The sequence below is a fragment of the Streptomyces sp. NEAU-sy36 genome, assembly GCF_013423905.1.
Classification (GTDB): domain Bacteria; phylum Actinomycetota; class Actinomycetes; order Streptomycetales; family Streptomycetaceae; genus Streptomyces; species Streptomyces misionensis.
Window position 1 is genome coordinate 6,396,321 of record NZ_CP058977.1, and the last position, 26,252, is coordinate 6,422,572.

Annotated in this window: 18 protein-coding genes; 8 read left to right on the forward strand and 10 right to left on the reverse strand. The window is 69.8% G+C overall.

Annotation, left to right across the window (positions count from 1 at the left end; all coding sequences use genetic code 11):
• Positions 1-195 precede the first annotated feature (195 nt).
• Genes HZZ00_RS27845 through HZZ00_RS27860 form a run of 4 tightly spaced genes read left to right on the forward strand, consistent with a single transcriptional unit; the run spans position 196 to position 3,414 of the window.
• Positions 196-936, forward strand: coding sequence for a hypothetical protein (locus HZZ00_RS27845; RefSeq protein ID WP_180329023.1), 741 nt, complete (start codon positions 196-198; stop codon positions 934-936).
• Entirely contained in the window at positions 933-1,718 is a 786-nt protein-coding gene (locus HZZ00_RS27850) for an energy-coupling factor transporter transmembrane protein EcfT (RefSeq protein WP_180329024.1), read from the forward strand. The genes HZZ00_RS27845 and HZZ00_RS27850 overlap by 4 nt, the downstream gene beginning before the upstream one ends.
• A complete protein-coding gene (locus HZZ00_RS27855) occupies positions 1,715-2,584 on the forward strand; it encodes an energy-coupling factor ABC transporter ATP-binding protein (protein WP_180329025.1) in 870 nt (289 codons plus the stop codon). The genes HZZ00_RS27850 and HZZ00_RS27855 overlap by 4 nt, the downstream gene beginning before the upstream one ends.
• Positions 2,581-3,414, forward strand: coding sequence for an energy-coupling factor ABC transporter ATP-binding protein (locus HZZ00_RS27860; protein ID WP_180329026.1), 834 nt, complete (start codon positions 2,581-2,583; stop codon positions 3,412-3,414). The genes HZZ00_RS27855 and HZZ00_RS27860 overlap by 4 nt, the downstream gene beginning before the upstream one ends.
• Positions 3,415-3,464: 50 nt before the next feature.
• Here the strand turns inward: HZZ00_RS27860 and HZZ00_RS27865 are convergent, their stop codons facing one another.
• The 6 genes from HZZ00_RS27865 to HZZ00_RS27890 all read right to left on the reverse strand — a co-directional run bounded on the left by HZZ00_RS27865 (position 3,465) and on the right by HZZ00_RS27890 (position 17,562).
• Positions 3,465-5,873 (reverse strand): ricin-type beta-trefoil lectin domain protein, encoded by a 2,409-nt coding sequence (locus HZZ00_RS27865; RefSeq protein ID WP_180329027.1) that lies wholly within the window; start codon positions 5,871-5,873, stop codon positions 3,465-3,467.
• A 307-nt stretch (positions 5,874-6,180) separates the two neighbouring features.
• Positions 6,181-7,764 carry a ricin-type beta-trefoil lectin domain protein gene (locus tag HZZ00_RS27870; protein WP_180329028.1) on the reverse strand — a complete coding sequence of 528 codons (1,584 nt, stop codon included), beginning with the start codon at positions 7,762-7,764 and terminating at the stop codon, positions 6,181-6,183.
• 1,109 nt (positions 7,765-8,873) lie between these two features.
• Positions 8,874-11,615 (reverse strand): pPIWI_RE module domain-containing protein, encoded by a 2,742-nt coding sequence (locus HZZ00_RS27875; RefSeq protein WP_180329029.1) that lies wholly within the window; start codon positions 11,613-11,615, stop codon positions 8,874-8,876.
• Between the two features lie 31 nt (positions 11,616-11,646).
• Positions 11,647-15,156: a hypothetical protein gene (locus tag HZZ00_RS27880; protein ID WP_180329030.1), complete on the reverse strand. Its 3,510-nt coding sequence runs from the start codon at positions 15,154-15,156 to the stop codon at positions 11,647-11,649.
• Entirely contained in the window at positions 15,149-16,294 is a 1,146-nt protein-coding gene (locus HZZ00_RS27885) for a hypothetical protein (protein ID WP_180329031.1), read from the reverse strand. Before HZZ00_RS27885 ends, HZZ00_RS27880 begins: the two co-directional genes overlap by 8 nt.
• A complete protein-coding gene (locus tag HZZ00_RS27890; RefSeq protein WP_257585418.1) occupies positions 16,291-17,562 on the reverse strand; it encodes a PD-(D/E)XK nuclease family protein in 1,272 nt (423 codons plus the stop codon). The genes HZZ00_RS27885 and HZZ00_RS27890 overlap by 4 nt, the downstream gene beginning before the upstream one ends.
• 330 nt (positions 17,563-17,892) lie before the next feature.
• Here HZZ00_RS27890 and HZZ00_RS27895 point away from each other — a divergent pair, with 330 nt between their 5' ends.
• Positions 17,893-18,795 carry a serine/threonine-protein kinase gene (locus HZZ00_RS27895; protein ID WP_180329033.1) on the forward strand — a complete coding sequence of 301 codons (903 nt, stop codon included), beginning with the start codon at positions 17,893-17,895 and terminating at the stop codon, positions 18,793-18,795.
• Positions 18,796-18,825: 30 nt separating this feature from the next.
• Here HZZ00_RS27895 and HZZ00_RS27900 read toward each other — a convergent pair whose 3' ends face one another.
• Positions 18,826-21,573: a tetratricopeptide repeat protein gene (locus HZZ00_RS27900; RefSeq protein ID WP_219013945.1), complete on the reverse strand. Its 2,748-nt coding sequence runs from the start codon at positions 21,571-21,573 to the stop codon at positions 18,826-18,828.
• Positions 21,574-21,836: 263 nt separating this feature from the next.
• Between HZZ00_RS27900 and HZZ00_RS27905 the strand changes: the two genes are divergently transcribed.
• From HZZ00_RS27905 to HZZ00_RS27915, 3 genes are all read left to right on the forward strand, one after another.
• A complete protein-coding gene (locus HZZ00_RS27905) occupies positions 21,837-21,995 on the forward strand; it encodes a hypothetical protein (protein WP_180329035.1) in 159 nt (52 codons plus the stop codon).
• A gap of 379 nt (positions 21,996-22,374) precedes the next feature.
• Positions 22,375-23,064, forward strand: a complete 690-nt coding sequence (locus HZZ00_RS27910) for a hypothetical protein (RefSeq protein WP_180329036.1) — start codon at positions 22,375-22,377, stop codon at positions 23,062-23,064.
• 35 nt (positions 23,065-23,099) lie between these two features.
• Positions 23,100-23,342 carry a helix-turn-helix domain-containing protein gene (locus HZZ00_RS27915; protein WP_180333745.1) on the forward strand — a complete coding sequence of 81 codons (243 nt, stop codon included), beginning with the start codon at positions 23,100-23,102 and terminating at the stop codon, positions 23,340-23,342.
• Between the two features lie 646 nt (positions 23,343-23,988).
• On the opposite strand, the gene HZZ00_RS27920 is transcribed toward HZZ00_RS27915, so the two are convergent.
• The 3 genes from HZZ00_RS27920 to HZZ00_RS27930 all read right to left on the reverse strand — a co-directional run bounded on the left by HZZ00_RS27920 (position 23,989) and on the right by HZZ00_RS27930 (position 26,141).
• Positions 23,989-24,381, reverse strand: coding sequence for a type II toxin-antitoxin system death-on-curing family toxin (locus HZZ00_RS27920; RefSeq protein ID WP_180329037.1), 393 nt, complete (start codon positions 24,379-24,381; stop codon positions 23,989-23,991).
• Positions 24,378-24,572, reverse strand: a complete 195-nt coding sequence (locus HZZ00_RS27925; RefSeq protein ID WP_180329038.1) for a ribbon-helix-helix protein, CopG family — start codon at positions 24,570-24,572, stop codon at positions 24,378-24,380. Before HZZ00_RS27925 ends, HZZ00_RS27920 begins: the two co-directional genes overlap by 4 nt.
• A 240-nt stretch (positions 24,573-24,812) precedes the next feature.
• On the reverse strand, positions 24,813-26,141 hold the full coding sequence (locus tag HZZ00_RS27930) for a class I SAM-dependent RNA methyltransferase (RefSeq protein WP_180329039.1): 1,329 nt from the start codon (positions 26,139-26,141) through the stop codon (positions 24,813-24,815).
• Between the last annotated feature and the right edge of the window lie 111 nt (positions 26,142-26,252).

The window sequence follows — 26,252 nt, forward strand, 5'->3', positions numbered from 1 at the left end:
AGCCACCCGAGAGGCCCATGAATCAGGAAAACCACTGCGCCGTTGACACCCATTGGAGAGGCCCTGCTAGTGTGCGCGCTTGAATTTCCAGTAATCACCTCGCTTCCGTTGGAATGAGGTCAAAGAATGGCTGGTTTCAATCGCTCCGCTCCCCCATGGTTGAACGAGCGGTGGCGTATAGGGTGGGGCACCGGCGTGGTGCTCGTGACCTACGCGGGGCTCATCGCCGTCCACCCCACCTCGACGCATGGCGTGGGTGGCCCGATCGCGCTGCTGGCCCTGGTGGGATACACGCTCGGCGCCCTCCTGATCGTCTCCGGCGCCGTGGCCCGGCTGCCTCCCACCACCGTGGCCCTGTTACCCGTGGCCATCACGGTGAACATCGTGATGGGCAAGATCGTCTACTTCAGCGGCCTGCCCCTCCAGCTCGACTCCATCGGAACCGTGCTGGTGGGAGTCGTCGCGGGGCCGGCCGCCGGGGCCGCGACCGGGGCGCTCGCCAGTGTCATCGTGGGCATGACGATCACACCCGGCGCCCTGCCCTACGCCGTGACGGCGGCCATGATCGGCTTCACCGCGGGCGTGCTGGCACGCGCGGGTCTGTTCCGGCGGCTCCCCACCGCGGTGCTGGCCGGTGGCCTGATCGGTGTGGTCGCGGGCGTCATCTCCGCCCCCATCACCGCCTTCGTCTTCGGCAACGCCAGCGGATCGGTGGGCCAGTCCGCGCTGATCGCGACCTTCCAGGCGTTCGGCAACGGCATGCTCAAGGCCGCCACCCTGCAAGGACTGGTGGCGGATCCGCTCGACAAGGCGCTGACGGTGGTGCTCGCGATGGCCATTCTCAAGGGCCTGCCACCGGGATTCCTCCACCGCTTCCCGTTCGTCCGGGACCGGCACATCCTGGCGCCCCGGCCCGACCTGGTGAGGGCCGGGTGAACACCGTGCGGGACACCACACCCGCGACCGGCGCCTCCGGCATTCACCGGCTCAATCCCCTGACGAAACTCGCCTTCGCCGTCACCGTGACCGTCTGTGCTTTCGCCGTGGTGGATTACTGGTGGCCTCTGCTGCTCTTCGGCGCGCTGCTCCTTCCGGCCGCGATCGGCGCGGGAGTGTTACGGCGTTTCCTGCTCCTGCTCGCCACGTTCTGGGTTCCGGTTGCCGTGGTCCTGTTCCTGGTCCAGGGATTCTTCCTGCCCGATGCCCATGACGTGATTGCCCAACTCGGCCCGCTGAAACTGAAGAGCGAGGGCGTCTCCTTCGCGTTTCTGACGGCACTCCACATCCTGGTGCTGATGAGCGGGTTCTTCCTGCTGCTCCTCACCACCCACGCCGGGGCCTTCATGAGCGCCCTGAGCGAACGCGATGTGTCGCCGAGCCTCATCTACATCGCGTCGGCGGCGCTGCAGATCGTGCCGGCGCTCAGTCGTCGCGCCACGCAGATCCTCCATGCCCAGCAGGCACGCGGCCAGGTGATCCACGGTCTGCGCGGCCGGGCGCGGGCGCTGATACCGCTGATGGGACCGCTGATCCTCGGCGCCTTCACCGACGTGGGCGAACGCGCCGCCGCCATGGAGACCCGGGGATTCGGCGCCACCCGCCACCCCACGAGCCTCACCACGGTCCCGGACAGCGGGGCACAACGATGCCTGCGCGCCGCCTTGATGCTGTGCGCCGCGGCCGCGGTCACTGTGAACGTGTGGGGAGTCATGCGTTGATCGAAGTCAAGGGTTTCTCCTTCACCTACCCCACCGGTTCCCGGCCGGCGCTCCGCGACATCGAGTTCGAGGTCGGGCCCCGCGAACTGTGCGCGGTGGTGGGCGGCAGCGGCGCGGGCAAGAGCACCCTGGCCGGCGTGGTGAGCGGCACCGTTCCCCATCTCACCGGAGGCACGGCGGAGGGGGCGGTCCAGGTCAACGGCAGGGACCTGGCCGACACTCCGCTGTCCGGGCTCGTGGGCGAGGTCGGGCTCGTCATGCAGAATCCGTTCAACCAGATCTCCGGCGCCCGCTTCTCCGTACGCGAGGAGATCGCCTTCGGCCTGGAGAACCTCGGCGTCCCACGGGACGAGATGACCGCCCGGATCGACCCCGTCCTGCACGACCTCGGGCTCGCCGAGGTGGCCGACCGGTCGCCGTACGAGCTGTCGGGCGGGCAGCAGCAACTGCTGGCCATCGGCTCGATCCTGGTCATGCGGCCCACTGTCATGGTGCTCGACGAGCCGACCTCGCAACTGGACGCGGCCGGAAACGCGCTGGTCTTCGAGGCGCTCGACACCCTCAAGGAGAAGGGCGTCACCGTCCTGCTGATCGAACACCGGATGGAACGACTCGCCCGCGCGGCCGACCGCGTCCTCGTGCTCGACCGCGGGGCGGTCGTGGCGAACGGCACGCCCGAGGAGGTACTGGCGGACGAGCGGCTGGAGGAGTGGGGAGTCGCGCCGCTGCGCTACACGGTGGCCGCGCGCCGCGCGGCGGACCGGGGACTCTGGCCGGGCCGAAGGCCGCTGCCGGTGACGCTCGACGCCGCCGCCGCGGGATTCGGCGAGACGGTGGGCCGCCCCGACCGAGGAGACTGGCGATGATCATACGGATCGATTCCCTGACGTTCCGCTACCCCAACGGCACCACGGCCCTGGACGGGGTGAGCTTCTCCGTCGAGGCCGGTGAACGGGTGGCCATCGTCGGCGCCAACGGCGCGGGCAAGAGCACCCTCGCCCGTCACCTCGTCGGCATCGAACGTCCGGCCTCCGGAACCATCGAGATCGACGGACGGCGGGCCGACGGCCTCGGCATCGCCGAACTCGCCCGCACCGTCGGGTTCGTCTTCCAGAACCCGGACGACCAGCTCCACGCGGCGAGCGTCGACAAGGAGGTGGGGTTCGGCCCGCGCAACCTCGGCTTCCCGCCCGCCCGCCGCGCGGAGCTGGTCGAGTCCGCCCTGCGCAGAACGGGTCTGACGCAGTGGCGCGACACCCACCCCCACCACCTGTCGCTGGGCGAGCGCAAACGGGTCGCCCTCGCCTCGGTCCTGGCCATGGACACCCCGGTCGTCGTCCTCGACGAGCCGACGACCGGCCAGGACCACGCCTCCGTCGTCCTGCTGGGCAATCTGGTCGACGACCTGGCCGCCGACGGCCGGACCGTCCTCGCCATCACCCACGACATGGACTTCTGCGTGGAGCACTTCGACCGCGTCCTCGTCCTGGGCAACGGCCGCATCGCCTGGGACGGCCCGGTCACCGGCTGGCTCGCCCACGTCGCCGCCACGGACGGCCAGGCCCTCGAACTCCCCCAACTGGCCCGCCTCGGCCGACGGCTGGGCTGGGAGGGCCCGGTGACCACCGTGCCGGACTTCCTGCGACGCCTGGCCGCGGAGACCGGGCCCGCGCCGGTGACGTCCACCATCCCGTGACCGCGCCGGCGGTCAGGGGCCGTGTGCCGGGCGCGACGAGTGGGCAGCGATCAGTAGCGGGTCCACTTCTGGTTGCTGCCGCCGTTGCAGGTCCACAGCTCCAGCAGGGTGCCGTTGGCGGTTCCGTTGCCGGTGGCGTCCAGGCACAGGCCGGACTGGTTGCCGGTGATCGTGCCGTCGGCGTTGAGTTTCCACTTCTGGTTGCCGCCGCCGTTGCAGGTGTAGATGTCCACCTTGGTGCCGGGACTGGTGGCCTGCCCGGCCGCGTCCAGACAGTCGCCGCCGTAGACCCGCAGCTCACCGGCCGACGTGCTGGTCCACTGCTGGTTGCCGCCGCCGTTGCAGTCCCACAGCTCCACCTGGGTCCCGTTCGACTGGGACTGGTTGGGCACGTCCACGCAGCGGCCGGAGCCCACGCCGGTGATGGGGCCGGTGGTGGCGCCGCCCGGTCCGCCCGGGCCGGGGGTGATGGACAGGTTGTCGAACTGCGCCGTCTCGCCCTGGCCTGTGGCGTAGCCGACCTGTCCGCCCGCGTAGCCGTAGTCGTCGGCCGACCCCACCGTGGCACCGTCGATCGAGGCGGTGATGGTGCTGCCGGAGAAGGCGAGTGACAGCGTGTGCCACCGGTTGGTGCCGATCGCCGCGGTCGTTCCGTGTGCCAGCGTGGTCACGCTGCCGCCTGTGTCGGTGCGCAGAACCGACCAGGCTCCGGTGTCGCTCACGCGCAGGTGGTAGGCGTTCAGGCCCGCGGCCCCGCTGTAGCTCTGGGTGTTGGCCCGGCCGAGCAGCTCGGCGTATCCGGACTTCTCTAGCAGTACGTCGGAGGAGACGGTGTAGTCGCTCCAGCCGAGGTCGCCGAGCAGGGCGTGCGGATCGGTGAGCGGGTCCCAGGTGATCGGTGCCTGCGCGCTCATCTGCCGCACGCACCTGCCGCCGCGTCCGCCGCCGCAGGAGGCGACTTCGAAGGCGCCCTGCCAGTCCATGAGGTACTTCGCCTCGGCGCCGGTGGTGTAACCGTCGAAGGTGTCGCTGTAGGGCAGGCTCATCGCGCTCCGGGCCGGTCCTGCGGCGCTCCCCTTGCCCTGGCCCGTGGTGGTGGTGATCGTGTAGACACGGCCGGGCTGCACGGTCAGGCTGAAGCCGCCGTTCGACGGGGTGATGTCGGCGGAGTGCACGAAGTAGTCGGCCTGGTTCGAGGAGTTGACGTCGGTCGACCAGATGTGGACCGTTCCGGTGGACAGCCCCCCGGTGACGTTGAAGTCCAGCGTCTGGGCGCTGCTCGCGTCCATGGTCTCGATGACCGTGGAGTAGTCGGACCTGTTCGTGGACTTCAGGGAGACGTAGCTGCCGTTGCCGCGGTTGCCGCCGATATAGCCGCTGGAGGAGTCGAGATACTGCCAGCCCGGGGCGGTGAACTGGCTGGTCTGGGCCGTCACCCAGGTGTTCCTGCCGATCGCGTAGTAGCCGGACCACGGCTGCGGGGTGAGCGCGAGACCCATCGTGGGATACGGCAGGTTCGGCGTGATCGCGGCGACGACGGGCCAGTTGAGGTACGCGGTCATCTTGCCGTCGATGTAGCCGCGGTTGATGCCGCGGGCCATCGCGTTGGCGCCGGAGTTGTAGTCGTCGGAGCCGTTCTCGCTGGCCCACAGTTGCTTGCCGGACGAGGTGGCGGACGACGGGACACCGCAGTCGGTCTGCGCGGAGCGGTAACCGCAGGGATAGTGGGTGCCGATGATGTCGACCGAGGAGGCGAAGGCCGAGTCGGAGTTCACGTCGTTCGCGATGGACCAGTCGGAGTCGGCTCCGACGATCTTGATGCTGCCGTAGCCGTTGCCGTCGAGCGCCGCGCGCAGTCGCTCGTACCAGGAGACGTTGTAGCCGCGCTCGTTCCATCCGCCCAGGTAGTCGATGGTCAGCCCGTGCTGCTTGGCACAGCCAAGCCAGGAGACCAGGTAGTCGATCATGTCGGCGGACCAGAAGTCGCCGTTGCCTATCCAGCCGGGCGCGCCCCAGGCGAGGCCGTACAGCTTGATGTCCGGGTTGCGCGCCTTGGCCTGCTCCATCAGCCACCACTCGTAGCCCCGGCCGCAGTTCAGGTCCCCCCGCGTGTGCTCGTGGCTCGGTTCGGCCCCCGACGTGGAGTTCGTGTCACCTCCGATCTCGGTCTTGAGGATCTGCAGGGAGGCGCCGTAGCCGGGCCGGAAGAGGTAGTCCAGGATCTGGCCTCGCTCGGGCTCGGGATAGTCGACCAGGAGCCTGCTGTTGCCGCCGCCTCCGCTGATCGCGCCCACTCCGTCGAACGTGCGGCCCCCGGAGGAGCCGTTGATCGTGATCGAGTCGGCCGCGTGGGCCGGCTCGGCGAGGCCGGTGACCAAGCCGCCGGCGGCCAGGACGAGGCCGATGAGCACGGCCGTCGACGTGCGTAACTGCCGGAGCAACCGGCTGAAAGCTGCCACGGTGGTTTCCTTTCCGGAGCGAAGGTGCCTTGCCTGCAGGAGCCGCCGGTGCCGGTTCACGGCTCGACGAGGGCGCCGTCGGTCGCCGAGGCGCCTGGGGGACGCAGAGGGACATCACTCGGGTATCCAGCGACGACTGCCCCTTCGTGGAAGGTGCCGGCGGTGTTCTCCGGCGGTCGGCGGCAGCGCCTTGTGAGGACGAGAGCGTCTCGGAGCGTGCACACGGGAAACGGTGTGCCGAGGCCGTCCGGGCCCCGGGGCTCGGAGCCCGGACGGCGATTCCTACGACAGTCCCGGCAGGCTCAGCTCAACTCAGCTTCCACTGCTGGTTGGACTGGCCGTTGCAGGTCCACAGTTCGATCAGGGCACCGTTGGCGGTGGAGCCGCCGGTGACGTCCAGGCAGAGTCCGGACTGGACTCCGGTGATGGTGCCGTCGGTATTGATCCTCCACTGTTGGTTGCTCTGGCCGTTGCACTGCCAGATCTCCACCTTGGTGCCGGGCGTGGTCTGGTTGTCGAACGCGTCCAGGCACATCTGCGAACCGCCCGAGTAGACCGTCAGCTGCTGAGAGGAGTTGTGCGTCCAGCGCTGGTTCGCTCCGCCGCCGCAGGTCCAGATCTGGACCTGGGTGCCGGCGGTGGTGGTCGAGCCGGGTACGTCGAGGCACTTGCCGGCGCCCACCGCCTGGATCTCGCCCGTGGTATCCCCGCCTCCGGTGCTGCTGCCACCGGCGACCCGGTACATGACGGTTCCGTGCGCTGGTACCGATGCGCTGATCGCGCCCGACGTGGTGGACGTCGCCCCGGACCACAGGTCGGTCAGGGTGTAGCTGGAGGCGCCGGTCTTGCCGACCGCTGTCGCGGTGGTGCTGATGGTCGCCGTCGATCCGGTCTCGTTGAACAGCGCGACGGACACGTCGCCGCCCGCGAGCGGCTTGGCCAGGACGTCCAGGCCGTTCGACGAGGACACCATGGTTCCCTGCCTGCCCAACGAGTCCTGGTCCACCGCGATCACGCGGGAGTTGGTGTAGATGGACAACGTGGTGGAACTGGCGGAGGTCAGGTTCGTGCCGGCGATGAGCGGAGCGGCCATCTGGGCCCACAGGCTGAACTCCGTGCGGGCCTCGGTGTCCGTCAGGCCGCTGTTGCCGACCTCCAGCATGTCCGGGTCGTTCCAGTGGCCGGGACCGGCGTAGGAGGCCAGGCCCACGTTGGCGTGGAAGATGGAGAGCATGCTGGAGTAGCCGGCGGTGATGTCTCCGGTGGTGCGCCAGCTGTTGCCGACGCCCGCGCCCCAGGTCCACACGTTGTCCTGACCCCAGTTGCACAGGCTGTACAGGATGGGCCGGCCGGTCGCGGCGAGAGCGTCGCGCATGGCGGTGTAGCGGGTCTGCGCGGACACCCCGTTGTTGTTACAGTTGTCGTACTTCAGGTAGTCGACGCCCCAGGAGGCGAAGGACTGTGCGTCGGTGGTCTCGTGACCGAGACTGCCGGGGTAGCCGGCGCAGGTGGCGGTGCCGGCGTCCTCGTAGATGCCCAGCTTGAGACCGAGCGAATGGACGTAGTCGGCGGTCCCCTTGATGCCGTCCGGGAACTTCGCCGGATCGGGGACCAGCCGGCCCGACGAGTCCCGGGAGTGCGTCATCCAGCAGTCGTCGATGTTGACGTACGTGTAGCCCGCTGCCTGCATGCCGTTGGTGTGCATCGCCTGCGCGGTGGACTTGATGAGCGCCTCGGAGACGTCGCAGCCGTAGGCGTTCCAGTCGTTGAATCCCATCTGCGGCGTCAACGCGAGGCCGTTGCCCAGTGCGGCCGCGGGCTGGGCCGTTCCGACAACGAGCAGGGGGAGCGCGAACGCGAGAAGGGCGCCGATCGATGTGAGCGCTAACATCCTCGACCGGCGCAGCAGATGGCGCAGCGTTCGTCGTGCGGGGGGAATGTGTGCGGACATTGCCGTGGACCTCCGGAACGGGTTCCTCGCGCGGAGTTGGCGAGGGCACGTGTGGGGGGGTGCACCCGGGACGGCGGCGCATGCGCGGGAGCCGGGCTCGTTCACACCGGGGAGGCACGGCGCCGCCGGTCGGCTCCCGGACCACTTCGGCCTGTCCGTTGTGCCCGCGCCAGGCGGCCCCCTTGGGAGCGCCCCCAAGGGTTCCGGCCTCCACGATCGACGCTCACGATCCATGGGTTCGTGACACGCTTGTCGTTGTCCGACGATGTTCGGTTCCGAACGAAATGTGTGCGCTGTTGTTGAAAAGAGGCTGGCACACAACGCGAGCGGGCTCAAGAGCTTGGACGGCATTGCCGTGAAGGGCAGGGTCGGTCCGCGCCCGGTGCCGGAGTGGCCAGGCCGACGACTCCCCCGGAACGGGACGAACGCACCGACACCTGCGGCCGCGTCGAAGCCGGTCGGGGCACCACGGCAGGGGCCCCGACCGCCACCGCTGCCGCACCCCCACCGAGTTCCCGGGCGCCGGCGCGCAGCACCAGGGCCACGGCGGCCTCGGACGAAGCGGGCGACCGGTGCGCGCATGACCGGCCGACGGCGCGACCCTGGCTCCACTCACCTTGCCTCGGTGGCGGCCTGCGACGGCCGAGGCACAGCCGCCGTCCCCGTCATGCTCGCAGAACAGCGGGTTAGTGACTTCGGACGCATCAGACGTGGTCCACGTCAGGCATGCCGGGAAACAGACGGAGCGCAGCGGACGGAGCGGGCAGGCCCCGCCTGAGGAAACGACAAGGGTCCGAAGGTCAGAGGCCCTACGCAAACGGCTCCAGAATCGCCACGCACTGGGGCCACCAGGTGCGAAGAGCGTCAAACGAGCGTCACGGCGGACGCCCAGTGATCCCAGCAAGGAGTGCACCAGACGCCGTCCCCGTGGTCAGGTTCAGGCTTCGGCGCTCACACGAGGGAAGCATTGATCCATATCAGCGTCGATCGTTTGGGACGCCCCATTCAGGCGGCACCTCGCTCAGGAAGCGGATGACCTACTCCCCCGCTTACTTCGTTCCGGCCACCGGAAGCACGTACTCAGCGGCGAGACGCGCCAAGTGCAGCGGGAGAGGCCGGGCGAGCGGCGGGTAGTCGTCGTGGTAACGCAGCTGGTGTGCGAGCGTCGCCCACTCCGCCGGCCGGTCGGGCGGGCCACCCGCACGCCCCGAGTCCGTCAGCACCTTCTCCGACAGACAGCCGAGCACGGTGATCTCCAGTTGTCCGGGGTTCCACGCGGTCTTCCCGGGCGCTGTCCGGCCCTGTGCCGTGGGCACCAGCTTCATGAGCCCCTTCGGTAGTTTCGCCACCGTGTGCGGCTTCGAGGCCGTACTCGCGAAGACACGGCCCTCCGTATCCGCCGTCCCCCACACACCCTCGGCGAAGCCGACCCCGTCCTCGGTGTCGTGGGCGTACCACTCCGCCACTTCACCCCGGGCGTTGGCGTCCCGTACGAGCAGCACCCGCAGGTCGTGGCCGTAGAGCGTGTGCCGCTGGGCGGGTTCGGCCCCGAAGCCGAGCATGTCGCGGACCAGTGCACCGTTGCGCAGGCCAGGCCAGCACTGGCGCAGATTGCCGGCGTCCGCCAGCAGCAGCGTCGGGCGGTCGCGGAGCTGGAAGAGCAGTGCCCGGATCTGCCGCTCGGTCTCCCGCTGCCTGTCCTGCTCCACGCCCGGGCGGGCAGCGGGCCGGGATCCTCCCGGGGCTGCCGAGTCATCGACGAGCTTCCCCGTGCCGGTCTCCTTCCCGCCGCTCGCCGCCGGTTCCCGTGCCTGGGAGAGCAGCAGCAACAGCTTCGGATACGGCACCCATTCGGCTCGTTCCGCGTCCCACCCCTCGATGACGCCGGGTCCGTCCCCGGGGCGCACCCGCACCGCCACCAGCCGGTGAACGGGGCATCGCGTGGGCCCCTTCATGGTGTGGCGTACGAGCCAGAGCGCCGCGTACTGAAGGTCGCCCGGAATGCCGGCTCCCACCCGATGGGCGGGCGGGCTGATCGCGCCCAGCTGCCGGAAGGCGTCCAGCCAGGTCCACCTGGCCCGGTGTTCCAGAGCGCTGTCGGTGTCGTCGGGCGAGTTCACGAACTGGGTCAGCCGTCCCTGCCGTGCCCAGGCGATGCGCAGCGCGTGCTTGGGGTCGGAGTCCGGGACGGCGGCGAAGCGCTCCTTGCCGGCGATCTCCGTGATCACGACTCCGGCCCCGCCGAGGAGCGGGTCCGCCCGGTCCGCCACGAGCCCGCAGCGCCCTTCGATGGCCTCGGCCAGCCGGACGGCCCTGAGGCGCCCGCGGGCTCGGGTGGTCGGCAGGGCGTCGGCCAAGGGCCCCGCGGGCCGGGCCCGGACGCGGATGTCGACCCCCTCGCACTGCCACTGCCAGGTCTCCCCGTCGGCCGACGGCACTTGCTGCCCGGCAGGAAGACCAATGAGCTTGGGCAGCTCGGCGAGCAGCGCCGCACGGGTTTCCGGGGACTGCCAGAAGACATCGATCTCCAGGGGGCGGCCGTTCAGTGCGCGTGTCAGCGCCGCCCGCCGTTGCAGAGCCAGCTGGGCGTCGCGGACGCCCGGGACGCGTCCGGCGCCGGAACGGGGCAGCAGGGAGGGTGTGTTGCTCCGGGAGACGCGCGTGAGGTCGGAAACCCGGGTCAGCAGGGGGCGCAGCCCTTCCTCGACCCAGGCGTCCAGGTCCGCCCGCTCCCGTGGCATCAGCCCGGGTCCGACCTCGTGCGGGCCGATCGACGGGTGGTAGACGATGCCGGCGGCCACGTCCCCGGAACCGTTGATCCAGCGTTCGGGGTCGGAGAAGAGCGAGTCGGGCCGGGGATAGTTGCGCACGATGTCCAGCTCGGGCACGAGCGGTGCGGGGCTGTGCCGGCGCCAGGCCAGTTCCTTCGACCGCCGGTCGTAGCCCAGCGTGTTCACCATCAGCCGGTGGCCCCGGTCCGGCCCTTCCGGCCATGGCAGTGGAGCGTCGAGCAGGACGGTGGTACCGCCGAGCTGGTGGGGGCGTACGTCCAGTCGGGTGGCCCACCGGCGTACCTGGGTGGACACATGGACGCGGAACCGCGGGGCGAACGGCACGGTGTGGACGGTGATGGTGAGACAGGCCGAGTAATACCAGGTCTGCCGACGGCGCTCGTATCGCTGAGGCGGCCAGGAGACGAGTCGCGCGCCGTCACCCGAGCTCTCGACGCGGAAGTGGAGCGGGGTGCCGCCCGTGCGGAACGTCCGGGCGGCCAGCCGGAAGGCGATCCACTCGGGCAGCAGGCTGTAGAGCCGCGCGGCGGGTTCGGCGGTTCCGCCCGCCGAGAGCACACTCTCGGCGAGGTCGACCGGTTCCGTCTCCCAGTGGGGCAGACGTACCGTCTCGGCCGGGTCACCGGAGCGGAGCCTCTCTTCGAGATCGGCGCCCTCCGAGTCGTCGTCCTCCCGGTACATGTCCGCCGCCCAAGCTCCAACCACCGGGGCCAGCACGTCCGGCGGGACGGCTTCCCGCGCATAGAGCCACGGCAGACGGCCGTCCGTCCCGGCGTTGCGGCCGGTCGCGATGACTCCTGGCGCCATCGCCTGGAGCAGGGAGTTGAGCCTGCGCACGGGGAGCCGGTGGGGGTGGACGGAGTTCTTGCCCGCCTCGGCATGCATCCCGGTGAGCTCGGCGTGCAGGTCCTCGCCGAGCCGCAGCACTTTCATCTCCTCCCGCCAGGGTCCGTGGAGCGGGTCGGGTTCGTAGGCCGCGACGCGAATGTGGTGGTACACGGAGCTACCTCCTGGGACAGGGCTTCGGTGCTTACGGGTGGGCGGGTACGGCGGCGAGCAGGCGGGTGAGCATGCTGCGCAGGGGCGCGTACAGGGCGCGGACGATGAACTGCTCCTCCGCGGTCGTCGTGCCGCCGTCGAAATACGGGTCCAGGACGGCGAGGACGCTGTGCAGCAGACTGGATTCGGGGGTGTCGGGCCGCGCCGGTACGGCGCCGCGGTTGGGGGCGAAGGCGGCGTCGACGAAGACCACCCGGGCCGGTACGCCACCGCGTACGAGTCGCCCGATCACCTGCCACAACAGGACCAGCATGTCCCAGGTGACCTGCTCCCGTACGTCGTCGTCGAGACGGCTCCACGCCATAGAACGGGCGAGTACCTGGTACCAGTACGAACGGGCGAGGCGGCGGAACTCCTCCGCTCCTTCCTCGACGGTGGGTTTTCCCTGCACCAGGGTGGCGAAGTCACCACCGGTGACGGCGCGGACGACCCAGTCGTTGACGGCGTTGACGGCCAGGTGGAGGTCCTCTGGGTGCGGATGGGGCCGTGCCAGGAAGTAGACCGTGCCGATGGCCGCCTCGTCGCCCTCGTTGAGGATGTTGTGGCCGCGTTCCAGCGCGAGTAGGGGCGCCACCAGGATGTCCGCCTTGAGGTCCTTCAGGTGCTCGACGTCGCCCCGGCGCAGTGATCGGGCGTGGTAGGCGGATGGCGCCTCGTCCTCCGCGGTGATCTCCTCGTCGTCCGACACCAGGCACAGCACCTTGTTGCGCCAGCGGACGTTGAGGTTGTGCAGTGTGTCGGCCACCACACGTGCCTCGGCATAGCTGCCGACCAGCAGAAGGATCTGGTCGCGCCCTGGAGGAAGAGAGAGCAACTCCTGCTGGAGCGGACCACCGCCAGTGACCTCGTACTCGTCTCCGCTCTCACCTAGATGGCACGCGATGCGGCGCAGCTTCTCCGGGCGGTCGTCCGGGTGGGTTCCCGACATGCGCAGTTTCTCGTCGCCGTCGTCGATGAACTCGAAGCGCATAGAGCTCTCGTTGGCGATGCGTTCGGTCACCTCGGCCGGCGGTTCGATGACCACACCGACCGGGACGCAGACGTGGTAGCGGCTGGCCGCGCCCGCCCAGCTGCTGCCCGACATGAGCAGCAAGTGGGCACCGGGCCTGCCGTCTACGGAGGTGAGATCGGGGATGGCGCGCAGCAGTTCACGTCCGACGCCGCTGCACCGGAAGAAGGTCAGTTCGCCGCTGCGGACTCCGCCCTTGTCCTCACCCGGGACCCGAAACTGGAACCCGAGCACATTGCCCATCGGGGCCTCGGGCACCATCGGGCCGTAGTCGAGCGGTCGGCGGTACATCGTGTTGAAGCCCAGGCTGAGGGCGGCCTCGACACGGGGCCACATGGCGTTGATCATGGCGAGCCGTGGTTCCAGGGCGCTGAGCAACAGTGTGAACTCGAAGCGCTCCGCGAGTTGCTTCCGCCATTCCTCGGGAGTCTGGGGCGGAGGCTTGGGCTTCCTGCGGTGCCCGCGCTTCTTCTTCTGTTCCTCCTCCTCGCGCTGCCACTTGTCGTACGCCTCTTGGTACTTCCGCTGCCGGGCAGCCATGTACTTCGGGTCGATGGCGAAGACCTCGTCCATGACCTCGGTGAGGCGGCGCCGGGTGTTCTCCGGGTTTCCGGTGTGGAGCAGTTCGTTGAGGAGGGCGGTCAGCCGGCTGAAGTCCTCCTTCGTCCTGCGGTGACGGTCGCCGAAGGGGTTGTCCCGGAACGCGTCGAGCAGTTTCCCGAGAGCCTCGCGGGGGGCGTGATGAGGGTGATCCGGACCGCTGTCGTCGGGGAGTTCGTAGCGTTCGTCGAGGAGCCCCAGCTGGAGCGTCCAGGCGCTGAAGTAGCCCGTTCGCACCCACTTGCGCAGCTCGTACCCGGCGACGAGCATCGCGTACAGCCGGTCGGTGGCCGCGCCTGCGGTGTTGAGGGCGGCGGCGAAGGTTTCGACGTCCCGTTCGGAGAGCTGGGTGCGTCCGCCGGCCGCGAGTTCCCGGATCTTGTGCCGGCTCAGCTGGTCGATGAGGCCCTTGTCCTCGTCGCTGGCGAGGACCACGGCGGGTGCGAAAGTCCGGTCGAGCTGCATCTGGACACGGTCGGCCTCGTCGATGATCACGAGGTCACTACGGCGGCAGGCGAGTTCGAGGAAGCGGATGCGCTCGCCGTTCTGAGGGCGGGGCGGTGAGGCGTCGATCAGCCCGGCCGGTGTGGCCACCCAGATCAGGGCGCCGACCAGGGTCCGAGCTCCGTGGTGACGGGGACAGGCGGACCAGTACGGGCAGCTCGTCACCCTCTTCTGCCACGCGGAGTGCAGTCCGTCGCTCGGGTCACGCCGCGGGGCCGAGGGGGGTCGGAGCCGGGAGCAGGGTGCCTCACCGTAGGCGAGTGGTTCGGTCGTCGGCGTGGCGCCCTGCCGTCTGGCGTTGAGCAGGCAGGACGTGCCGAGGTAGGCGAAGGCGGGGTCGTCGTGGGCGAGCAGTCGGTGCTCGCCCCGGCCCGCCAGCCGACGGTGCAACCGCTGGGCGTGCCGCTCACGGCCCGAGGAGCCGAGCACGGGTGCGGCGGCGCCGTCGGTGTAGAGGTCGTAGAGCCGGACGAGCTTCAGCACCTCCGCGACATCGGTGACGACGATGGTGGTGCGCTTGCCCAGCTTGGCGAGATGGACGGCGATGATGTCGCGCAGTGTGCTCTTGCCGGCGCCGACGATGCCGAGCAGGTGCTGGATGCCATCGACCGTGAAGGCGAAGTCCTCGCCCTTCCTCGCCTTGTGGAAGGTTCCGTTCTCCTTGGTGGACAGGTCGAACGACCGTAGCCGCTCCAGCCACCGTGGTGCCCGGCCCTTGCCGGAGCGAGCGTGTTGGGCGTCCATCTCCGCCGCCGTGCGCTCCAGGTCCTCCCTGGTGAAGATCAAGGGCTCGCCGCCGCCGGCCGGTTCCAGGTCCATGTCGTGGGCGACGAGGGGGACGCGGGGGACCGGCGGCAGGTCGACGACGGCCATGGTGCGACTGACGGGGAAGGCGTGCGGGCCCTGACCCGCGACCGGCAGGCGCCTGCCCGCCAGCGGCGGTGCGGCACGCAGCAGTTGCTCGTAGACGGAGAAGCGGTCGCCGGCGACGGAGAGGTCGCGGCGGGCAGCGGGTGTCTCGGCGTCCAGTACGTCGTAGGCGCGCACCCTGGGGTCGAGCCTCTGGTAGGTGTACAGCGCCTCGAGCCAGGTACGGCTCCGGCGCAGCGTCCACAGCGAGTACCTGGCGATACGCAGGGTCTTCGCCGCATCGGATGGCAGCGGTGCCCGGTGCGCCTCGGCGAACCCGTATCCGCTGAACAGCACCCAGGCGCTGCCCGCGGGGCTGCCCGGCATCATCTTCTGCTGGAGGTACAGGCCGAGTTCGACCTGGCAGAGGGCTTCCAGCGCGGGCTGGGGCACGGAGTACCCCAGAAATGCCTTGAGCGCTTTGAACACGTCGGTCAGGGGCGGGGTGATACTACGCATCGTCCTTCTCCTCTCGCCGGGCCTGTCCCACGTCGGGCACCAGGTCCATGGGGGTGGTGAGCACCAGCCGGTCCCGCAGGAGCGCGGGAAGCGCATCGGTGAAGGCCTGCCGGTAGCCGTCCCGTCCGGCGAGCGCGTCGGGGACCACGACGAGGGTGCGATCCGCGAGAGGTGTGTTGTCGGTGAGATGGGCTGCGAGGAGCGCCGGCTGCAGGCGGTCGTACACCTGGATGTCCACAATGTGGGGGCCGGTGTCCCTGAGCCGGTAGGCGGGCAGAAGACCGGGCAGGGGCTCGTGTGCGACTTCGGCGCACTCCAGTGCCTCCCGAGCGGCTTCGTCGGTGCGGTGCGGCAGTACGAGGTACCACCGCAGCGAGCGGTGCAGGATCGACGCCTGGTCCGGCTCACGGATGAGCCGCAGAGGGGCATCGCACGGGCAGTCCTCCCCCTCGCACCAGACTTCCGCGCCGGTGCCGGACGGTCTGGGCACGGGCACGGTACTGTCCCGGGGCAGCGCAGGGAGCCTGCACGAGGGGCAGTACAGGAAGTCCCCGTCGACGAGCAGGAACTCGGGCAACGGACCGTAGAGGCTCTTGACCCGGCTCCAGACGGCCCTGCTCCAACCCGGCGCGAAGCGGTCCTGCTGGTGGACGACCGGGTGACGCGCCAGGAACGCCCGGCACTGCCGGTAGCGCTCCTCCGTTCCACTCCGCGTGCGCAGGTCCCCGAGGAGCGCGCGGGCGTGGCCCGCCACGCCTCCGTCCGGTCCGTGCGAGGCCACCTCGAGACACGACCGGGTCGGCATCCGGCCGACCCGGTGCACCAGCGTGGTGCCCGGTGAGACCAGGGAGGAGGGGACCGCGAAGAGTGGGTCGTCGGACGGCCTGGTCCGGCACCACTCCCACAGCTCCGGAAGGCTCCTCGGCGGCGCCTCTCCCGCATCGAGGCAGCGCATCACCGTGTGATCCAGCGCCCGCTGGGCGAGGGCGGGATAGGGCAGGGTGAAGGAGCGGAGCCCTTGGACCTCGGAGAGAGCCGCCACCATGCGGGCGAGTTCGCCGAAGAGGCCGCTGCCCACGTCCTCGGGGGCCTGGCCGGCGTCCGGCCGATCGGCCCGGCCGGACGACCCCGCCCTCATGCCGCGGCCTCGCTGACGGACGACGCCGTGCACCAGCGGGCCACTTCGCACCGCTCGCAGCAGCGTCCGGGCCGGGCCGCGTACTGGTCGTCCCCGTGCCAGTCGGCCACCATCGCCCGCAGTACCTTCTCGGCGGTGATCCGATTGGCCGGGGCGAAGGGGTCGATGATCTCCAGGTCGGCGCCGCCGGGGCGCAGCACCTCCAGCTCGACCCGCGCGCGGAACGGGTCACCGCCCAGGTCACCGCGGGCGATCAGCACGACGGCCAGGGCCAACTGCGGATAGCGCTCCAGTAAGGGGCGGTCGGGCCGCCGATCGGTGACGGAGGTCTTGGTCTCGCGCCACACCCATGACCCAGCATCCCGGTAGAGCAGGTCGGGCGCGGCCAGGACCACCACGTCGGCGGCTGTGTCGTGCCGCACCACCCGGGGCTCGGTCCGCACATCCGTACCGTCCCCGACGTACCGCAGCGGACAGACCGCGGCGTGCCGCCGCAACAGCAGGGCGCCGAGTGCGCGTTCGTGTGCGGGCAGGTCGAATCCCTTCGGTACCCACTCCTCGGGAACCTCGACCGTGCAGGGCCGAGGCGATCCGTGGGCGTGCCGTTCGGCGAGGTAGGCGTGCAGCGCCCGGCCGCGCTCGGCCGTCACCTCGTGTTCGACGGAATCCGCCGTGGGCAGGTGCAGCCGGCGCATATGATCGCGCGCCGGGCAGGCTCGGTAGGCCCGCCCGTTGGTGACCGACCAGGTGCGGCGGGGCCGGTCGTGCGCCTCGATGCCAAGCAGTCCGGGCGCTGTGCGTAGGGCCGGGCACACCGACAGGTAGGGGCACCCGCCACAGGCGGATCCCGGGCGGTATTCCCGTCCGTCCAGTACGCCGGCCAGGGCAGCGGGGCCGTGTTCGCGGTACCGGGCGCGCGCCTCTTCCCGGCTCCCCGCGAAGAGTTCCCGCGTACGGCCATCGAAGAGCGCGAACTCCACGACCCGTACGTGCTCCGGCGGTGGTCCGGGGGCACCCTCGGCCAGCACCAGGGCGACGGCCGCGGTGAACCCGTCGGGCGGCAGGTCCCGCAGGCGGTGCACGGGCAGACGAAGCTCGCGGTAGGCACCGTCGGGGGAGGCCAGGCAGCGGCCCCACACGGTGAGGCGGTACTCCTGGGCGTCGCGCGGGTCGGGACCGGACGGCCGGTAGCGGTACGTCCACGGCTCGGGCACCTCGTGCAGGGGACGTTCCGGGTCGAGGGGGAAGGCCGCCTCGTACAACGTCACGCCGTGCTCCGACCAGGTCCGCAGACCGTCGTGCAAGGGCCCGGTACGTGTCCGGGGCGGGTGGCCGGCAGGCCTCGAACGGATGTCGCAGGCAGCCATGAAGGGGCCCAGAGCAAAGTGCTCCAACCGCTCGCGGCGCCGCGGTACGGGGTCGGTGGTGTGGTAGCCGCGGGTCTTGAGAGCGTCAGCGGCGGGGCATCGGAACTCTCCCCCCTTGAACATTCCGGCGGATACCGTGATGACGTCGGACGTGCGGGTCACCCCGCCGGGGGGCAGCCATGGCTGTGACATTTCATGCTCCATTTCCGTATGGAGGAAAGGCGGATGGCCGTGAGGGAGATCGAGGAGGTCGGCGATGTGGAGAGGCGCTACGAAGTGCTGGACATGGTCGGGGACGGCGGCCAAGGCGACCTTTTCCTCGGGCGTGACCGCAACAGCGGGCAGAAGGTGGCGTTGAAGCTTCAGAAGGCCCGGGACCTCGGACCCGAGAGCGATTTCCGCTGGGCCGGCGATGAACTCCTCAAAGAGGGATCACGCATGATGATGCTGACGGGAATCCAGGCGATTCCCGAAGTCATCGCCACGGGGACACACCGGCGACGCCGGTGCCTGGTCATGGAATTTGTCGAAGGGCACCAACTGCAGAAGGTCCTGTCGGCGGCCCTGCCCGTTAAGGACCCTGGGACTGTTGCGGCCGTCATCGGCCAACTGTGCGAAATTCTGGCAGAAGTCCACGACCGGAATCTGGTGCACTGCGATCTCAAGCCCGAGAACGTCATCGTGCAGCCGGACGGCCGTCTCCGGCTCATTGACATGGGCCACGCGGTCGTGGCGGATCAGAAGACGGAATACGCACGCGGCACGCGCGGCTGGGCCTCCCCCGAGCAGTCCGACGAGTGCCCGTCAGGTCTGACGCGGCAAGCGGACATCTTCGCACTCGGCTGCATCCTGCTGGAGATGACCGTGATGCGCCTGCCCTACGGCGGACAGGACGAGCGGGCGGAAGAGGGCACCCCGGTGCTGCCGGCCGACCGGCTCGCCAAACTACCCCCGGAGTTCGCCTCCCTGGCGCTGTGGATGGTCCGGTGGAAGGCGACGGAGCGCCCCGCGGATGTCCGTGAAGTGTTCGATCGGCTCCGCTGCTACCTACCCCAGCTCGGCTCGCAACGGCCATCGAAGCCCCTGCGCCCGGACCCGACCGAGTACTACCGCACGCATCCGCCCCGGCTTTGACGGTGAGCCGACGGCTGCCGACCGGGCGGGTCACCTCAACCCTTCCAGCCGCTCTCGGACCTCCCGCACCCCCTCACCGCCCATCAGCTCACGCAGCACGATGACTCTCTCCAGCTCCCGCACCGCCGCGTCGGTGTCGCCGGCGGACACCAGGACATCAGCGAAGAGCATCCGTACCTTGTCCTCGTTGGGCCAGTTCTCCTGCTCGCGGTAGATGTCGGAGGCCTGCCGGTACAGAGTGATGGCCTCGTCCCGTTCGGAACGGGCCAGATGCACCTTGGCCAGGGTGAACAGCACATCGGCCAGGCCGCTGCGCACCGTCGTGCGCTCCACCACGCCCAGGGCGTCGGCGCACCGGCGGAGCGCCTGCTCGTGCTCGCCCCGGTCGAGGTCGATCGCGCCGAGGACGTTCAGAACAGCCGCCTCCCCGACCCGGTCGGACACCTCCCGGCACAACTCCAGTGCGCGGCCGAGCGCTTCCTCCGCTCCCGTCCGGTCGCCCTGCTTGCGCAGGGTGAGTCCGAGCCGGTGCAGCGTACGGGCCAGACTCAGCCGGCCTTCCGTGCTGCGGTCCACCTCGCTGAGCCGGACGGCCCTGCGCAGGTTGCCCACAGCCAAGTCGTACTCACCGAGCCGCCAGTGGGTCCCTGCCAGCGACCGGTAGACCATGGCGCGATCGACCGGGCTGGCGACGGTTTCCGCCGCCTCGGCGGCGTACCGGAGGTTCTGCCGCGCATGATCGAGCAGGCGACGGCGCCACTGGTAGATGACCAGGGCCATCGGAAGCAGCCACACGTACCGGTCCATACGCCGATTGATCGCTAAGCGAATGCCTCGCTGGACGGCGGGGTACTCCTCGTCCAGGAACGCCATCGCCTCCGCGAGGTCCGCGGGGTCGGTGACCCTGACCGCTCCGGGCTCGCCGGTGGGCAGGGTGCGTTCGCGGTCGAGCACCCGGTCGCAGGCTTGGACGTTGTGCAACTGGTGTTCCAGCACCTGCCGTACGGTCGCCCGCTCGATCTCCGCGTTCTCTCCGTCCGACACCGGCCGCACGTGCCGAAGGGCGAAGGCCCGCACGAGGTCGTGCAGCCCGTAGCGGTCGCCGTGATGTTCCACGAGGTTCGCCGCCACGAGGTCCACCAGGGCCCGGTCGGTACGCGTCCCTTCGTCCACTGCCCGTCCCAGATCCATCACCGCCTCCCAGGAAGCGCTGGGCCCGGGGTGGACGGCGAGCTGCCACAGCAGCAGCCGGGCTTCCTCATTCAGCACGCGCACGGAGCAGTTGAGTGCTGCGCGGACCGACAGTTCGTGCTCGGGCAGGTCCAGGGTGTCCAACATCGCCAGCTTCCGCTCCTCCTTCATCTCTTGCACCAGGAGAGGGAGGGTGTGCAGCGGACGCGCACCACCTTCCAGGAGCCTGGCCACCACCACAAGGGCCAGCGGCAGTCGGCCACAGAGGTCGACAAGTTCGCTGAAGGCCATGGCGTGCTTGGCCCGGTCCTCGGCCGACACTTTCTCCTGGAGCACCTCCAGCGCGTCCGCCTCGTGCAGCGGCTCCATCTTGCGGAACAGCACCTTTCTCTCGGACTGAAGCCGCAAGAGGTCGTTACGACTGGTGACGATCACGGCGCAGGTACCGTCTCCGGGAAGCAGCGGCAGCACCTGCTGGGCGCTGAGCGCGTCGTCGAGGACGATGAGCACCGACCGGTGGGCCAGCGCCGACCGCAGCGCATTGCTCTTGCTCTCCGTTCCGGTCACCGTGGCGTAGGGCGGCAGCGCGGCCAGAAAGCCGTCCAGGATCTCGTCCGGTTCGGCGGGCCGCACGTCTCCGTCGGCGAATCCGTTCAGTTCGCCGCGCAGCACCCCGTCGGGAAACCGCTCCCGCAGCCGACCGGCGAGGTTCTCGGCCACCGTGGTCTTCCCGACACCCGCCATACCGCTGATCAGGACCAGCGCCAGATTGCCGGCATCCTGTTCCTCGCACACGGCCTCGAAGAGGTCACCGATCAGCTCGTCCTGCCCGATCGGCTTGCGCCTGCCGCCGGGTAACTGGTCGGGAACGGGGGGCAGGAGCGCTCCGCCCGGTCGGCGGCCCTCTCCCCGAACCTGGTCGATGGCGCTCTGCACATCGACGTCCGCTTTTCCGTTGCGCTCCTCCCAATTCGTGATGAGCCGCTCACGCCGGGGCTCCGGCAGGTCTGCGTGGGCGAGCAGGTAGTACCGGAAGATCTTGGGCAATTCCGGCGCGCGCTCGAACCATTTCTCCGTCTCCTCGCGCAGCCATTTGACCTCCCTGGACTTGTAGGCTGCGTCCAGCCGCGCGTACACGGCGGCCATCAACTCGGCCCGTAGCTCCTCCCGACGCAAGTGGAAGCCGGTCTCGGACAGTCCGTGCAGCGGTTCGTCCTCGCCGTTCCACTCGTCCAAGGCCGCGCCGAGCAGCTCGAACTGCGCTTTGCAGGTCAGCCCCTCAGCCTGCTTCACCTTTTCGCGAAAACGGAGCAGGTCAACGTCTTTCACCGGCACGCGGAGCGTGCAGTAACCCGACTTGCCGCTATGGGGCACGGACTCCTGGCCCAGCCGCTTCCGCAGGTCGGCGACGACACGGTCAACTCGGACGCCGACTTCCTCGTCGCCCTCCCAGAGGACCTCGGCTATCTCCTTCCTGGTACATCGGCAGCCTGGTGAGGTCACCAGGAGCGCGAACAGGGCCGCCACCTTCGACCCTTCGACCACCCTCCTGCCGCCGCCCCCTTCGGCTCGCACCGGGCCCAGCACGTACCCCTCCATCGCCCTCCCGCTCACCCTCACCGCGCCGCAGTCAGCGATCCGGCCCCTCGCCGGCGCTCCTTCATCTGTGCGCCGCGCTGCGCCGCTTCACACGCGCTTGCTTCTTCACGCCCCCCGAGGACTCAGTTATCCCTCAGTTTTGGCTCTGCGGCTCCGCTTCACCCCCGGGCACGATGGCACCAGCCGCTCGCAGAAGCACGAAACGGCGGCTCAGTCATCCATCGACTCATCAGAGAGGAACCGCGAACCCGATGAACAGCCGTCAGCGCAACCGCCGGGCAGCCCGTCTGCGCCAGTCCCCCGACTGGCCGCCGAGCCGCCGCCGGCGGGCGGTCGTCCGGACCGAGGACACCACCCCGGCGACCCCGCCCAATGAGACCCCGGACACCTCGTCGTCCGAGACCGCCTGAGCGCAACAGTTCGTGGGTGCCCGTTCTGAACGGGCGCCCACCCGCCTCGAATTCCGTCACCGGCGAGCTCGTGGCCTGGCTGCCGCGCTTGTTACACGCTCGTGGTCAAAGGCGGCGTTACCTGGTCGAGAAGACCACTACCGCATGCTCACGCATCAAAGTGAGGCTGGTGGGACTCGTCTCCGCTTGACGCGGATATGAGGTGGTACGTCCCACCACAGGACCCACCTCGTCCAACATCTCGGTATCTCCAGCACCTCCGGACTCAGGTTCCCGCAGTCCGAAGAGAGGACATTTCATGATCTATCCACCACACAGTAGTGCGTTCGCCTCGGTGAGGCGGCACTTCGACGATCCCCGGGCCAGTGACGCGGTCTTCGTGCTCGTTACCACGGACGCCGATGAGGCTGATCCGGTCCGGCTGACCGCCGCCGAGACGCACGAGGCCTTGTACGGCTCCGACTCCGACCCGCAGTTCGCCACCGCGGTCTGGAAGGAGGTCATCCGCACGGCGCAGAGCGACCTGACTCCAGACAGCACGGGGAAACTCCTGGCGATCTGGCTGGCCCTGCCCCGGTTGACCGGGACGGTCCACCGGGTCTGCACGCGCCTGCGGGCCGACCGATCGGACGTGGAGGCCGAGATGGTCCTGGCTCTCCTGGAGAAGCTGGCGGACCGGGACGGCGCGAGCTGTCTCACCGACTCCTCCCTGCTGCACGCGGCGCGCGCCAGGGCGTGGCATCTCGCCCGGGAAGGGCTACGGGAGCTTCCCTCCACCCAGATCGAACGCATCACCGAGGAGCACGCTCTCACTGCGTCCGGCGAGGAGGCGGACGCGCCGGCGGCGGAGAGCCTGGACGTACGGGTCGACCGTCCGGACGGCCCGGACGGGCTGTGCGCACCGCTGCGTTTCCGGGTGCGCCCGGAGCATCTGCGCCGACAGGGAATCTTCATCGACACCGACGACGGGTCGCAGGACCGTTCGGCGGGTCACAGCCCCGGGAAGAGGCGACGGCCCGGGCGCCGCGCGGGCACCCGGCCGGTCCGCCCTGCGGGGAGGCGAGGGTGAAAGACCCGGCAGAGGGCCGCCTCAGTTTCACGGAGATGTTCGACCTGCCCGTCGCAGTGGACCTGCGAACGGCGGCCCGAGCACTCGGAATCGGCTCGACGACCGCGTACCGGCTGATCCGCGAGCACGAGTTCCCCTGCCCCGTCCTCCGCATCGGACGTAGGTACAGGATCCCGACCAACGAGCTGATGCGCGCCCTGGGGATCGAGGACCGCCCGCTGTACAGCGTGGACCCGGAAGAGGACACGGACGATCCGAGCGTCGGCTTCCGACGGTAACCACCGTATGGCTCCGTGGCATCGGCCACGGAGCCGCACGGCCCTGCCTCCTACGACGGGCCGTTCGCCGCCGACGTGTGCCGCACGGTTCTCCACGGCTGCTCGGCAATCGGAGGGCGAAGGGATGCCCTTCTTCTTCGCCGAGCGGTTCGGCGGCCGACAGCCCGCGCGCGTCGGCCAGTTCGGGAACCCATCGGCGATCACCGACCCGAGCTACGGCGAGCACGCCCGTCAACCCCGAACCTGCCGGTGAGCCGTCGCCGCACGCTTCGGCACCCGCGTCATGATCGCAGCGCCCGGCCGGGGCGCGGATCTAAACGGACCGGCGGCCCAGCCCTACGCACCGCTCGCCACGACCGCCTTCGAGGGGATGACCCCGAAGGTCCTCGTCGTCGTGGGCACGAAGGAAACTGGCACCCACCCACTCTTCTCCGACCGGCATGACTCGGGAAGCGACGACTACACGGCATCTCCCACACCGAAGACCAGGTGGGACGCCATTCTCGCGCCGAGCGGACCCGCTGCCCCGTCTCGCGAAAGCATACGAATCCACCCGCTGAACGAACGGGTCAGTCCCCCGGCGGACTGCCAGGAGCCAGCACCGTCCCCAGAACCTCATTCCGTCCCGTACCCACGACGTCGAACGTCAGGAAACGGGGAACCAGGCCGACAGGCGCTTGGCAATAGCCGGTACATCGATGTTGTCCTGCGCGACTTCCTCGACGAACGGGCCGGCCACGGAGACGGGTGGCGGGGCGGTACTGGCGCTGACGCCGTTGAACCGCAGGAAGACACGCATGGCAAGCCAGGCGGTGCGCTTGTTGCCGTCGATCAGCGCGTGATTGCGAGCGACGGAGTGCAGCAGTGCCGCCGCCTTCTCGTGCAGCGTGGGATACAACTCGGCCCCGAACACGTCCGTTCGGGGCCGTTCGATCGCTGACACCAAAAGTCCCATGTCACGCACGCTGTGCTCGGTATCGTTGACCGTGCGAGCGATGGCCAGGATCTCGTCGATATGGATGTAGCGCACTTGGGTCACTTCAGGTAGTCCAGGATCTCCGCATCGCTGTCCATCAGCTCGGCCAGGACGTCATCGACCTTCAGCTCGGCCCGGTTCTGGGCGTCACGGATGGCCTCGATGGCAAGTTCCTGCTTGCTGCGACCCTCCCGACGAGCCCGCTCGGTGAGCTTCGCGTCAAGGTCTTCGGGGAGCCGGAGTGTCATCGCCATACAGGAATGATACCGGACTGGTATCTGAGTGGCGAGGTGATACCAGCCACCCAAGACCTCGGACGACGACGCCGTCCTTGGTGGCCCGGCCGGGCCGCGGTCTCGGTTCGGAGCTGCGTGCGACGAGGTAGCAGCACGCGCCGCCGCTGGCGAGGTGCAGTCCCCCCGAACCGGAGCCCTTGTCCCACGCCGACGGCCCCGGTCTGCGGACCAGGGCCGGAGAGGTCCGAGGTTGGCAGGTCAGAGGCCCTTCGCGACCGGCTCCAAAATCGCCACGCACTCCACATGATGCGTCATCGGAAACAGATCGAACGCCCGCAGCGTCCGCACCCGATACCCGCCGTCACGGAAGTAGCCCAGGTCCCGGGCCAGCGCCGCGGGGTCGCACGCCACGTAGGCGATGCGGCGGGCGTGCAGGGAGGTGAGGTGGGCGACCGTCGCGCGGCCGGCGCCCGCGCGGGGCGGGTCGAGGACGATGAGGTCGACCTCGGTGATACCGGTGCGCGGCAGGACGGATTCGACCTTGCCCTGTTCGATCCGGACCCGGGGGAAGTCGGCCAGGTTGTGCCGCGCGTCCTCCACCGCTCGCTTGCCGGACTCGATGCCGAGGACCGCGCCCTTGTCGCCGAGGCGGTCGGCGAGGGCGCCGGCGAACAGGCCGACGCCGCAGTAGAGGTCGAGGGCCATCTCGCCCTTGCGCGGGAGCAGGCCCTGCATCACCGCGGTGACCAGGGTGTCCGCCGCCTTCGGGTGGACCTGCCAGAAGCCGCCGGCGCCGACGCGGTGGGTTCGGCCGTCGGCCCGCTCGCGGACGAAGGGGCGGCCGTGCACGCGGTGCACGCCGCCGGACTTCTCGTCGACCCGCAGGACCGAGACCGGCTTGTCCAGCTCGACCAGCGGGAGGCGGGCGCCCGGCCGCGGGGTGAGGATGACCTGGCGGTCCTGGGAGCCCGTCGCCGCGATCGCCTCGACCGACTCCATGCCGGTCCAGTCGTGCTTCTCGATGCCCAGCTCGGAGACGCCGGCCGCCGCGATCATGCAGTGGTCGATGCGCTCGACCTCGTGCGAGCGGTGGCGGCGCAGACCCGCGTGGCCCTCGGCGTCGACGGCGTACTGCACCCGGGTGCGCCACTGCGGCACCTCGCCGGCCGGCAGCTTGTCGCCCTCGGCCGGGACGACCGTGCCGTCCCAGCCCGCCTCCTCCGGGGTGAGGCCCGCGAGCCGCCGGAGCTGCTCGGCGATCACGTCCGCCTTGAGGCGGCGCTGGGCGCCCGGCTTGGCGTGCTGCCAGTCGCAGCCGCCGCAGCGGCCGGGGCCCGCGTAGGGGCACGGCGCCTCGATGCGGTCCTTGGACGCCTGCAGGACGCGTACGGCGTCCGCGCGCAGGAAGCGGGCACCTTCCTCGCCCTCGGTCACCCGCGCCACCACCCGCTCACCGGGCAGCGCGTGCCGCACGAAGAGGACCTGGCCCTGCGCGGTGCGGGCGATGCAGTGGCCGCCGTGGGCGACGGGGCCGATCTCGACCTCGTACTCCTCGCCCACCAGAGACGTGGTCGGTTCTGCCTGCATGGTGGGTGACTCCAGATCGACTTGTCGACAGGGGGAAAGGGAAGGCCGGGAGACGGGTCCGGGCGGTCGAGCGCGTCCCGGTGAACCGACAACAGCCCACCAGTCTACGGC

What these genes read in the sequence shown, in the direction of transcription:
- HZZ00_RS27930 (WP_180329039.1), bottom strand. Translation starts at nt 26,141, where the DNA reads ATGCAGGCAGAACCGACCACGTCTCTGGTGGGCGAGGAGTACGAGGTC.
- HZZ00_RS27885 (WP_180329031.1), bottom strand. Translation starts at nt 16,294, where the DNA reads ATGAGGGCGGGGTCGTCCGGCCGGGCCGATCGGCCGGACGCCGGCCAG.
- HZZ00_RS27860 (WP_180329026.1), top strand. Translation starts at nt 2,581, where the DNA reads ATGATCATACGGATCGATTCCCTGACGTTCCGCTACCCCAACGGCACC.
- HZZ00_RS27925 (WP_180329038.1), bottom strand. Translation starts at nt 24,572, where the DNA reads ATGGCGATGACACTCCGGCTCCCCGAAGACCTTGACGCGAAGCTCACC.
- HZZ00_RS27905 (WP_180329035.1), top strand. Translation starts at nt 21,837, where the DNA reads ATGAACAGCCGTCAGCGCAACCGCCGGGCAGCCCGTCTGCGCCAGTCC.
- HZZ00_RS27870 (WP_180329028.1), bottom strand. Translation starts at nt 7,764, where the DNA reads ATGTTAGCGCTCACATCGATCGGCGCCCTTCTCGCGTTCGCGCTCCCC.
- HZZ00_RS27880 (WP_180329030.1), bottom strand. Translation starts at nt 15,156, where the DNA reads ATGCGTAGTATCACCCCGCCCCTGACCGACGTGTTCAAAGCGCTCAAG.
- HZZ00_RS27915 (WP_180333745.1), top strand. Translation starts at nt 23,100, where the DNA reads ATGTTCGACCTGCCCGTCGCAGTGGACCTGCGAACGGCGGCCCGAGCA.